This window comes from Streptomyces sp. NPDC057939, assembly GCF_042887545.1.
Taxonomy (GTDB): Bacteria; Actinomycetota; Actinomycetes; order Streptomycetales; family Streptomycetaceae; genus Streptomyces.
The window spans coordinates 42653-53815 of record NZ_JBHVPG010000058.1; the positions used below are offsets into that span (position 1 = coordinate 42653).

General features: G+C 73.6%; 9 protein-coding genes. 3 read left to right on the top strand and 6 right to left on the bottom strand.

The window, feature by feature from the left end; all coding sequences use genetic code 11:
- From ACFVS6_RS36880 to ACFVS6_RS36890, 3 genes are all read right to left on the bottom strand, one after another.
- Nucleotides 1-561 carry a SigE family RNA polymerase sigma factor gene (locus ACFVS6_RS36880; protein WP_281209186.1) on the bottom strand — a complete coding sequence of 187 codons (561 nt, stop codon included), beginning with the start codon at nt 559-561 and terminating at the stop codon, nt 1-3.
- A gap of 216 nt (nt 562-777) precedes the next feature.
- Nucleotides 778-1683 (bottom strand): A/G-specific adenine glycosylase, encoded by a 906-nt coding sequence (locus tag ACFVS6_RS36885; RefSeq protein WP_389710913.1) that lies wholly within the window; start codon nt 1681-1683, stop codon nt 778-780.
- A gap of 29 nt (nt 1684-1712) precedes the next feature.
- The gene (locus ACFVS6_RS36890) at nt 1713-2318 is read right to left on the bottom strand and encodes a phosphatase PAP2 family protein (RefSeq protein ID WP_389710914.1); all 606 of its coding nucleotides are present in this window, start codon (nt 2316-2318) and stop codon (nt 1713-1715) included.
- Between the two features lie 223 nt (nt 2319-2541).
- Here ACFVS6_RS36890 and ACFVS6_RS36895 point away from each other — a divergent pair, with 223 nt between their 5' ends.
- Complete coding sequence (locus ACFVS6_RS36895) at nt 2542-3303, top strand: hypothetical protein (protein ID WP_389710915.1); 762 nt, start codon at nt 2542-2544, stop codon at nt 3301-3303.
- A gap of 176 nt (nt 3304-3479) precedes the next feature.
- Here the strand turns inward: ACFVS6_RS36895 and disA are convergent, their stop codons facing one another.
- Both disA and radA read right to left on the bottom strand, forming a co-directional pair.
- A complete protein-coding gene (gene disA / locus ACFVS6_RS36900) occupies nt 3480-4604 on the bottom strand; it encodes a DNA integrity scanning diadenylate cyclase DisA (protein WP_389710916.1) in 1125 nt (374 codons plus the stop codon).
- A 251-nt stretch (nt 4605-4855) separates the two neighbouring features.
- Nucleotides 4856-6271, bottom strand: coding sequence for a DNA repair protein RadA (gene radA / locus ACFVS6_RS36905; protein WP_389710917.1), 1416 nt, complete (start codon nt 6269-6271; stop codon nt 4856-4858).
- Nucleotides 6272-6431: 160 nt separating this feature from the next.
- On the opposite strand from radA, the gene ACFVS6_RS36910 reads away from it, so the two are divergent.
- Nucleotides 6432-8417 (top strand): hypothetical protein, encoded by a 1986-nt coding sequence (locus ACFVS6_RS36910; protein ID WP_389710918.1) that lies wholly within the window; start codon nt 6432-6434, stop codon nt 8415-8417.
- Nucleotides 8418-8510: 93 nt separating this feature from the next.
- On the opposite strand, the gene ACFVS6_RS36915 is transcribed toward ACFVS6_RS36910, so the two are convergent.
- Nucleotides 8511-9311 carry a hypothetical protein gene (locus ACFVS6_RS36915; protein WP_281209179.1) on the bottom strand — a complete coding sequence of 267 codons (801 nt, stop codon included), beginning with the start codon at nt 9309-9311 and terminating at the stop codon, nt 8511-8513.
- A gap of 62 nt (nt 9312-9373) precedes the next feature.
- Here ACFVS6_RS36915 and ACFVS6_RS36920 point away from each other — a divergent pair, with 62 nt between their 5' ends.
- A complete protein-coding gene (locus tag ACFVS6_RS36920; RefSeq protein WP_389710919.1) occupies nt 9374-10300 on the top strand; it encodes a Ppx/GppA family phosphatase in 927 nt (308 codons plus the stop codon).
- The last annotated feature ends 863 nt before the right edge of the window (nt 10301-11163 follow it).

An 11163-nucleotide genomic window follows, 5' to 3' on the forward strand; every position in this document is an offset into this window, starting at 1 on the left:
TCAGGCCGCGCACCGCTCCCGCCCCTCGTACCGGCTGGTGTGGTCGCCGCGTTCGAGCGCGCGCATGTCGAGGTCCCGGCTCTCCAGCTCCTGCCGGAGCCGGGCCAGTGCGCGGTGCAGGGTGCTCTTCACGGTTCCCGTCGACATACCGAGCGCCGCGGCCGTCTCCTCGGTGCTCATCTGCTCCCAGTGTCGCAGGACGACGACACTGCGCTGCTTGGGCGCGAGCACCTTGAGGATGTCCATCAGCAGGGCGCGGTCGGCGCGCTGGTCGGAGCCGTCCTCGACGGACGCGTCGGGGAGCTGCTCGGTGGGGACCTCGTCGAGCTTGCGGGCCCGCCACCACTCGGTCCGGGTGTTGATCATGACGCGGCGGAGGTAGGCGTCGGCCAGGGACTTGTCGGCGATGCCGTCCCAGCGGCCGTAGGTGCGCACGAGGGCCGTCTGGAGGAGGTCCTGGGCGTCCGTGGGGTCCGGGACCAGGCGGCGGGCACTTCGCAGCAGCGCGTCCTGCCGGGTCCGTACGTACTCCTCGAATCCGAGCACCTCGCCGTGTGCCATCTCTGACCGCCTCCGCTGCCGTCCAACCGTCTCCGCCGTCTTACGGATCCGAAGGTACGGACGGGTTGTCACGGCACTGTGCGGGTGAGCCTTCGGTGGACGCACGGACAGCCGTAGGTTGTGTAACAGTGCCGTTGAGCTGCGGTTTCCCGGCCCGAAGCGGAATAGTTGAGTCAGCTACGAGCCGGGTTCGAGGAGTTCGCGACCGCTGCGGATTCAGCTCTGCGGCAACCGGTACATGCCCTGCGCGAGCGGCTCCACCAGACCGTCGGAGACCAGACCGTCCAGCGCCCGGGCCCGCTGCACCGGTTCGTCCCACACGGTGTCGAGGACCGCCTGCGGAACCGCGCCGACGGCCTCGCGCAGCACCGCCAGCAGTTTGCCGCGCACCTGTCGGTCCGTCCCGGCGTACGTCTGCCCGCGTCGCGGCGGACCGTCGTGCGCGGGCTTCCCGGCGAGCCGCCAGGCGCACAGTCCCGCCACCGGGCAGCGGACGCAGTCCGGGCTCTTGGCGGTGCACACCAGGGCGCCCAGCTCCATGGAGGCGGCCGCCCAGCGGGCCGCCGTCCCCTCGTCCTCGGGCAGCAGGGCGCGGGCCAGGCGGCGTTCCGCGGCGGTGGTGGCGTTCGGCGGGTACTCGACCCCGGTCGTGGTGCGCGCGAACACCCGGCGCACGTTGGTGTCCAGCACCGCGTGCCGCTGGCCGTACGCGAAGGAGGCCACGGCGGCGGCCGTGTACTCGCCGATCCCGGGCAGCGCCAGCAGTTGCGCGTGCTCGCGCGGTACGTCGCCGCCGTGCCGTTCCGTTATCGCGACGGCCGCCCCGTGCAGGCGCAGGGCCCGGCGGGGGTAGCCGAGCCGCCCCCAGGCGCGGACGGCCTCGCCAGGGGCCTCGGCGGCCAGGGCGGCCGGCCGGGGCCACCGGGCGAGCCACTGCTCGTACACCGGCAGGACCCGGCTGACGGGGGTCTGCTGGAGCATGAACTCGCTGACCATGACCCCCCAGGGGCCGGCTTCGGGGCGGCGCCAGGGGAGGTCGCGGGCATGCTCGTCGAACCACGCGATGACGGGGGAGTGCAGCGCGTGGGAGACGTCGGGGGAAGGAGTGGTGGATGCAGTCATGGCAGACGGCATCCTGGCACGTTTCGGGCTCAGCGCGCCGGGCCCGGACCGGTGAACCAGACGGCCACGGGCGCTCCGCTCGCCCGTACGGCGGCCACGATCCGACTCATCACACCGGCCAGCGCGACCATCAGGAGCGCGGCGAGCGAGAAGCCGAGCAGCAGACCCATCGCCACGTCGTGCGGGTAGTGCACCCCGACGAAGACCCGGGAGAAGGCCATCAGCACGGCCAGCGGCAGGGTCCACACGGCCAGCCGGCGCGCGGCCATGGCGAGGCCGACGGCCGCGCCGCCCGCGATGGCGGAGTGGTTGCTCGGGAACGACCAGTCCCCGTACTCGGGGCAGGCGATCAGTGAGGCCGCCGCGCCGGCGACGGCGCGGCAGGGCCGTTCCTCGTCGACGGTCGACTTCACCGTCTCGGAGGCGACGTACGTGAGGGCGGTGACCAGCGGTGCCAGGACGGCGAGCGCCACGGCCCGGTCGTCGTTCCCGCGGGAACGCCACCAGACGGCTATGAAGAGCACACCGAAGAGCAGGAGCCCGTATTTGGTCTCGGCCTCGAACGCCGACTGCACCCAGGAGGGCGTGTCACGGGCGAAGTCGGTGATGTCGCGATAGAGGTCGGAACTGTCCATGGTCACAGACCGTACTCAAGGCCGGATCGTCGCCGCATCGGACCCTTGGCCGGAACTTTGCGTTCCGCTCTGCTCCCGCAGGCTGATGATCGGCAAAACCTGCCGGTTGTGCGGCATGGGGGGCACTGATCGCGGCGCGAGTTCTCGTAAGGTTCGGTGCGTGGGATCTATGCGCAATCCGGTCGGGCCGCTCCCCTCTTCCATCTACTGGCGACGGAGGGCCGTGTTGGCGTCCGTTGTGGCGCTCCTCGCCCTCCTCGCCGTATGGACCGTCAGTTCCGGCGCGGGCAAGTCGAGTACGAACGGCAAGGGCGGCGACGGCTCCGGTCCGCGGGACACGATCACGGCGGGACCGTCCCCGTCCGGCTCGGCGATCAGTCAGGCCCCGGGCGGGCGGACCGAGTCGGGCTCCGGCGCGGGCTCCGGCTCCGGCGGCGGCGCCGGCGGTTCGGGCAAGAACGGCGAGCCCGGCGGCGGCAACGCCGCGGGCGGCGGGGCCGGTTCGGCCGGCGCCGGGGGGTCGGCGGGCTCGGGCGGTGCCGGTGGCGGCGGGGCGCAGGTGCCGGCGGACTCCCCGCTGCCCACCTGCCCGGCGGGTTCGCTGCGGTGGGAGGTCAAGAGCGTCAAGAACGAGTACGAGACGAACGAGAAGCCCCGTCTCGAACTGGTCGTCCGCAACACCTCCGGCAGCACCTGCAAGGTCGGACTCGGCCCGAAGCAGGCGGTCCTGACGATCATCCAGTCGAACGGCGCCAAGGCCGTCTGGTCCTCCGGCGACTGCCCGGCGGGCGCCGCCGACGCGTTCTTCCGGGTGTCGGCGCAGGGCGAGACGAAGCAGTCCCTGGAATGGGACCGCAAGTTCAGTGCGGCGGACCAGTGCCAGACGCCGCCGGCGGGCACCGCGACCCCCGGCACCTACATGGTCGAGGTCAAGGCCCCGGGCATGTCGGTGGCGCAGGCGTCGTTCGTCCTGAAGCAGGACTGACGGGCCCTCGGGCACCGGAACGGCCCCTCGGGTGCAGGAAAGCCCCTCGGGCGCCGGAAACGGCGCCCGGGGAAGGCGCCCGCGGCAGCGGCCGGCACGGAGTCCGAGGAAGCGGTCCGCGACGGGCGTCCGGCGCGGAGTCCGCGGCAGGTGTCCCGCCGGGAGTCCGCGGAACGTCAGACGTAGCGTTCGAGGATCGAGGACTCCGCGAGGCGCGACAGGCCCTCGCGGACGCTCCGGGCGCGGGCCTCGCCGACGCCGTCCACGGTCTGCAGGTCGTCGACGCTCGCCGCGAGCAGCTTCTGCAGCCCGCCGAAGTGCTCCACCAGCCGCTCGATGATCGCCCCGGGCAGCCGCGGCACCTTCGCCAGCAGCCGGTACCCGCGCGGCGAGACCGCCGAGTCCAGGGTCTCGGGGGAGCCCGTGTAGCCGAGGGCCCGCGCCACGATCGCCAGCTCCAGCAACTCCGGGTGCGTCAGCGCGTCCAGTGCCGGGAGCGCCTCCTCCACCGTGCGGGAACGCTTCGCCGTGGGCTCCGGGACGTAGTCGCGGATCACCAGCTCCCGCTCCTGCTCGATGCCGACCGTCAGTTCGTCCAGCTGGAGCGACAGCAGTCGCCCGTCCGTGCCCAGTTCGACCACGTACTCGGCGATCTCGGTCGCGATCCGGCGGACCATTTCCAGCCGCTGGGCGACCGCGGTCACGTCGCGGACCGTCACCAGGTCCTCGATCTCCAGCGCGGAGAGCGTCCCCGCGACCTCGTCGAGGCGCAGCTTGTACCGTTCCAGCGTGGCCAGGGCCTGGTTGGCCCGCGACAGGATCGCCCCGGACTCCTCCAGTACGCGCCGCTCGCCGTCCACGTAGAGCGCGATCAGGCGCATGGACTGCGACACCGACACCACGGGGAAGCCGCACTGCTTGGACACGCGGTCCGCGGTGCGGTGCCGGGTGCCCGTCTCCTCCGTGTGGATCGACGCGTCCGGCACCAGCTGCACGCCGGCCCGCAGGATCTTGGTGATGTCCTTGTCGAGGATGAGCGCGCCGTCGAGCTTGCAGAGCTCGCGCAGCCGCGTCGCGGTGAACTCCACGTCCAGCACGAAACCGCCTGTGCACATCGCCTCGACGGACTTGTCCATGCCGAGGACGATGAGCCCGCCCGTGTTGCCGCGGACGATTCGCTCCAGGCCGTCACGTAGGGGCTGACCAGGGGCGACCGCGCTCAGCGAGGCGCGCATCATGGCGTCCTGCCTGGAGCCGGCGCCCGACTTGCCGGATGCTGCTGCCCCGTCCTTGGCTGCCACTGCACTCCTCCGGTCGCGGGTCGTACCGCCCCGCGCCACGGGCACGAGGGCGTGCGTACGGCCGGGCGGACCAGCACAAAGTCTACCGGCGCGGGCTGTGCGCCCGCCGAGCCTTGGCCCGTACCCGTCCTGCGGATGTCGACGGCAGGCCCCTGACCTGCTGCCCGACCGGTTGGCGGACCCTCTGATTCCGCTCCTGGCCGGTGTTCCGGAGCCGCCGCTCCGTGCGGTGACCGCCGATCCCGCCGCGCCTACTGCTCCCCGCGCTCCTTGGCCGGCGTACGGGACCGGCCGCGCGGCAGCGCCCGCAGCGCCTCGCCCATGTCCGCGACCTCGGTCACCTTCATCCCCGCCGGGATCTTGCCCGGATCCGCCGGGACCAGCGCGTGCGTGAAGCCCAGCCGGTGCGCCTCCGCGAGCCGGCGCTGCACGCCCGTCACCCGCCGCACCTCACCGGCGAGGCCCACCTCCCCGATCGCCACCAGGTTCTTCGGCAGCGGCACGTCACTGGCGGCCGAGGCCAGTGCCAACGCGATCGCCAGGTCCGCGGCCGGCTCCGTCAGCTTCACCCCGCCCACGGTCGCGCTGTAGATGTCCCGCTTGCCCAGGGCGGTGATCCGGCCGCGCTGCTCCAGGACCGCCAGCATCATCGACACGCGCGAGGTCTCCAGCCCGGACGTCGTCCGGCGGGGCGAGGGGATCTGCGAGTCGACGGTCAGCGCCTGCACCTCGGCGACCAGCGGACGCTTGCCCTCCAGGGTCACCGTCAGACAGGTCCCGGGCACCGCCTCGGCACGCCGGGTGAGGAAGAGGCCGCTCGGGTCGGCGAGCCCGGTGATGCCCTCGTCGTGAAGTTCGAAGCAACCGACCTCGTCGGTGGCCCCGTACCGGTTCTTCACGCCGCGCACCAGGCGCAGCCGCGCGTGCCGGTCGCCCTCGAAGCTCAACACCACGTCCACCAGGTGCTCCAGCAGACGGGGGCCCGCGATGGCCCCGTCCTTGGTGACGTGGCCGACGAGGAGCGTGGACATGCCCCGCTCCTTGGAGGCCCTGATCAGCGCCCCGGCCACCTCGCGCACCTGCGCCATGCCGCCGGGCGCGCCGTCGATCTCGGGGGAGGCGATGGTCTGTACGGAGTCCAGGACCAGCAGCGAGGGCTTCACGGCGTCGAGGTGGCCCAATACCGCGGACAGGTCGGTTTCGGCGGCGAGGTAGAGGTGGTCGCTGAGGGCGTTGATCCGGTCGGCCCGCAGCCGCACCTGGCTCGCCGACTCCTCACCGGTGACGTACAGGGTGCGGTGGTCGCCGTTGGCCGCCTTCGCCGCGACGTCGAGCAGCAGCGTCGACTTGCCGACGCCCGGCTCCCCGGCCAGCAGGACGACGGCCCCCGGGACCAACCCACCGCCCAGGACGCGGTCCAGCTCGTCCACCCCGGTGCTGCGGGCCGTCGCCGTCCGGCCGTCGACCTGGCCGATCGGCAGCGCGGGCGACGACACGCGCCCGGCCGCGGTGGTCCGCACGGCGGGGGCGCCGCCCATCTCCTCGACCGTCCCCCAGGCCTGGCACTCCGGGCAGCGCCCGAGCCACTTCGCGGTCGTGTAGCCGCACTCGGTGCAGCGGTAGGACGGCCGGTCCTTGGCGGATGAACGAGCGGTGCGGGCAGCCATGCGCCCCACGGTAGCGGCCCCCACCGACAACTCCGGGCGGAGCGGTCGTCAGGGGGGTCGTCAGGAGGACTGTCAGCGCGGTGGCGATCTGTTCACCCGTAAGGACTAAAACTGCTGAAGGCTTCCGGGCCGTCACCGGCGCGCCGCCTACGGTCGCCAGGTGAACAGCAGCAACCAACGACACCCCGCAGCGCGCACCGGCGCACACCGGGCGCACGGGCGCATGCCCGCCGCGGGTCCGACGGGGGGCACGTCCGCCCCTGCCGACGGGGCTGCCGAGGGGCCCGAGTGGCCCGAGAGGAAGGGTGCGGCCGACGTGACGGACGGGGCGTACGAGGAGTACGGGGCACCCGGAGCACGAGGGGCGCATGAGGCGCATGGGGGGCGGAGCACGCGGGGATCCGGAGTCCCGGCCGACACGCCGGTTGACGCGGCCACCGACCGCCCGGCCGGTGGGTCGGACACCCCCGACGAGCGGCCGACCGCGCCGCCCCCTCCGCCGCCCTTCCGGCACGAGCCCTACCTGGACGGCCTGTTCACGTACTGCCTGTCGGTCCTGTGCGACCACGACGCCGCCACCGACGTGCTCGGGGACGTCCTCGCCGTCGCCGAACGACACCCCGGCCGTTGCCCCGACGAAGGGGAACGCCGCGCCTGGCTGTACGCCCTCGCACGCTGGGCCTGCCTGCGCCGGCTGGCGGAGCGACGCCGGGCCCGCCAGGGCGCGCACTCCGCCCGGCGTGCGCCGGAGCACGGCGACCCCGACAACGCGCCGGGGGCCCACCGCCCACTCGACGTCAGCGCCTACCGCCGTACGGAGCTGGCCCGACTCGCCTGGCCCGAAGCCGCCGGCACCACCCCCGAGCAGCGCGAGGCCCTCGAACTCGCCGTCCGCCACCGCCTCGGCGTCCCCGAACTGGCCTCCGTCCTCGGCACCGGACCCGCGGCCGCGCGGGAGCTGCTGTCCGGGGCCGCCTGCGAGGTGGAACGCACCCGAGCCGCCCTCGCCGTCGTCGAGACCGGGAACTGCCCGGTCGTCTCCCGACTCACCGGCGACGACGGCGACGGGGGCGACGGCAACGTCCTGCTGTCCAGCTCCCTGCGCGCCGAACTCGTCCGCCACGTCGACGACTGCCCCCGCTGCCGGCGCGCCGCCGAACGCGTCGGCGCGGGCGCGCCCTGGCCCGGCACCGGCGGCGTCAACGCCGCGCTCCCCCTCGTCCCGGCCCCCCGCACCGCCGTCCACGCGGCCATGCTGCGCTCCGGGCGCCGCCGCGGCGGCCGTCCCGGCCCGCGCTTCGACCGGACCGGCTTCCCCATGGACCCCAAGGACCGCGCCGCCCGCCGCGACCGGCTGCGGGCCCGGGCCGTGACCACCACCGTCGTCGCGACCGTCGTCGCCGCGCCGGTCATCGCGCTGTGGGCCGCCTACCGGGGAGCTCCCAGCACCGGCGAGCCCGTCGGGGGAGAGGGCACCCGGATCTCCGCCAGCGAGTCCGACATCCCCTTGCCGTACGCCGACGGCCGCGCGCTCACCGCCTACGAGAACACCGGCAACACCGCCCACACCACCGGCGAGCCCGGTTTCGCCCCGGGTGCCGCGGGCCCCGACGTCTCCGTCGAGGTGATCAGCGTCGGCCAGCCCCCGACCCCGGAAGCGGCCGGTCCGGGCAGCCCCGGCCGACTCACCGCAGCCGCCACGACCCGGGGATCCGTCACCCTGCTCACCCTCACCGCCTCGGGCGGCAGCCCCGTCGACTGGCGGCTCTGGTCCGACGCCCCGTGGCTCCGGGCGAGCCAGACCGCCGGCACGATGCGGCCCGGAGAATCGGTCACCCTACGGATCACGGTGGACGCCGCCGCCCAGCCCGTCGGCGCCTGGAGCGCCCGGGTCGGAGTGGACCCGGCGGGGGCGGTCGTCTCCATCCAGGGCCGGGGCCGCCCCGCCCCCGTCCCGGAAACCCCGCCGACGCCCACGCCGACCCCGACACCCACCCCGGAGCCGACCCCCACGCCCACGCCCACGCCGACCCCCACGCCGACCCCGACCCCGCCGGACCCCGGCACCCCGACCCCGACGCCGGAACCCTCCTCAGGAGGAACGGTTTCCCCCTACCCCCCGGCCCCGGCACCGGCCGGGGGGTAGGGGCGGGGGGCGTACCGGGTCGGTGCGGGGCGGAGCGGGGGCCGTGCCGGTTCGGTGCGGGGGCCAAGCCGGGTCGGCGCGGTCCAGGTCGGGTCAGGCCGGGTCCGCCGGGTGCGGGGCCATCGGCAGCAGGGACGCCAGCCGCGCCTCGCAGAGGGCGACGAGGGCGTCGTACCCCTCCTTGCCCATCAGCTCCGTCAGCTCCGGCCGGTACGACACGTACACCGGGTCGCCCGCGCCGTGCGCCGACGTCGCCGACGTGCACCACCAGTGCAGGTCGTGGCCGCCCGGACCCCAGCCGCGCCGGTCGTACTCGCCGATCGACACCTGGAGGATCCGGGTGTCGTCGGGCCGGTCGATCCAGTCGTACGTGCGCCGGATGGGCAGCTGCCAGCACACGTCCGGCTTCGTCTCCAGCGGCTCCTGGCCGCCCTTGAGCGCCAGGATGTGCAGGGAGCAGCCCGCGCCCGCCGGGAAACCGGGCCGGTTCAGGAAGATGCAGGCCCCGTCCCAGCGGCGCGTCTGCTTCTCACCGTCGTCGTCGAACTGCGTCCACCCGCTCTCGCTGCCGACGTCGTGGAACTGCCACACCTCGGGCGTGAGCCGCGCGACGTGCTCCGCGACGCGCTTCTCGTCGTCCTCGTCCGAGAAGTGCGCTCCGAGCGTGCAGCAGCCGTCGGAGGCGCGGCCCGGCTGGATGCCCTGACAGCCGCTGCCGAAGATGCACGTCCAGCGGGAGGTCAGCCAGGTGAGATCACAGCGGAAGACCTGTTCGTCGTCCGCCGGATCGGGGAATTCCACCCAGGCCCGGGGGAAGTCCAGGCCCTTCTCGTCGGGCTCCTTGCCCTTGTCCTTCTTGGACCGGGTCTTGTTGGCCTTCTTCGTATTTGGCACAAACCCAAGCCTAAGCGCCCCTTACTCCACCCCCACGCGTTCCGCCCAGTAGCGTTTCTCGTATGAGACTCGGTGTCCTTGACGTGGGTTCGAACACGATTCATCTGCTGGTGGTGGACGCACACCCCGGCGCGCGCCCCCTGCCCGCGCACTCGCACAAGGTGCAACTGCGGCTGGCGGAACTCCTCGACGAGCACGGTGCGGTCGGCCCCGAGGGCATCGACCGGCTCGTCGCGGTGATCGGCGAGGCCGTGCAGGCCGCCGAGGACAAGGGCTGCGAGGACCTGCTGCCCTTCGCCACCAGCGCGGTGCGCGAGGCCACCAACGCCGACGAGGTCCTCGCCCGCGTCAAGGCCGAGACCGGCATCGAGCTGCCCGTGCTCAGCGGCGAGGACGAGGCCCGCCTGACGTTCCTGGCGGTCCGGCGGTGGTTCGGCTGGTCCGCCGGCAAGCTCCTGGTGCTCGACATCGGCGGCGGCTCGTTGGAGATCGCCTTCGGCATCGACGAGGACCCCGACAAGGCCGTCTCCCTCCCCCTCGGCGCCGGCCGCCTCACCTCAGCCTGGCTCCCCGGCGACCCGCCGGACCCGGCGGACGTCAAGGCCCTGCGCAGACACGTCCGGGCCCAGATCGCCCGCACGGTCGGGGAGTTCAGCCGCTCCGGCCTGCCGGACCACGTCGTGGCCACGTCGAAGACCTTCAAGCAACTGGCCCGGATCGCGGGCGCGGCCCGTGAGGCCGACGGCCTCTACATCCAGCGCGACCTGACCCGGAAGTCGCTGGTGGAATGGGTCCCGAGGCTCGCGGCGATGACCACCCTCGAACGCTCGGCCCTCCCCGGCGTCTCCGAGGGCCGCGCCTCCCAGCTCCTGGCCGGCGCCCTCGTGGCGGAAGCCACCATGGACCTCTTCGGCGTGGAGGAACTGGAAATCTGCCCCTGGGCCCTCCGCGAGGGCGTCATCCTCCGCAGGCTGGACCACCTGCCGTAGGGGGGTGGGGGGTGAGGGGGGTGAGGGCGGGCGGTGGGGTGAGGTGGGGCGGGGGCTGGTGGGGCGGGCTTTGTTCTTCGGGTGCGTGAGGTTGGGCGGGGTCGGGGGGTGGGCGGGGTGTCCTTGATCCGGATCGGAGCTGGTTTGGTGGTTTCCCGCCGGTCTCATCGTCTCCCCGTGTCGGGCCGGTCCCTCAAGGGCGCTCCCTGCGGTCGCGTCGCTTCGCGATGGCCTACGGCCACCCTTGACCGACCGACCCGCCACGGAAAGCCGAAGACCGACGGGAACCCCCCAAAAGAACGGTCACGGGTCAGAGACGAGGAGGGGCGGGTCTCTCAGTGACGAGGCGAGGGGCCGGGCGCTGCCAGGTTGGGCATGCGGGCACGTCACAGCACCTCCTCCGCACCTGACGGACGGCCCGAGGGCCTCTACCCGCCCGTCAGGACGAGGGAATCGACCTCAGGGCATGTCAGACGGCCCGTACGCGCCGGGTCCGTGGGGTGTTCGCTCGGTTGGGCGTCTGCGAGCCGCCCGTGGCCGGACTTAAGCCACGCACCGGCCCCGGTTCGTGGCCGGGGTCGTCTCGGCGACCGACGACCGGCCGTGCTCATGTCCAGCCCCGGGCGGGCTGCGGTCGCCGAACCGAGTGACGGAACATGGCGATCCTGCGTGTCCTCACCGCTCTCCCTGCGCCTCGGGCCGACTTCGTCGTCCTGACGGGCGGGTAGCGGCCCGTGACCGGGCCCGTGGCCCGGCCGCAGACCCTCTGACCTCCCCGTATGCCCGGTGGGCCGATCCCCGGCCCCTCGCCTCGTCACCGAGAGACCCGCTCCTGCCTCTTCGTCCCCCATGCCGTTCCTTCG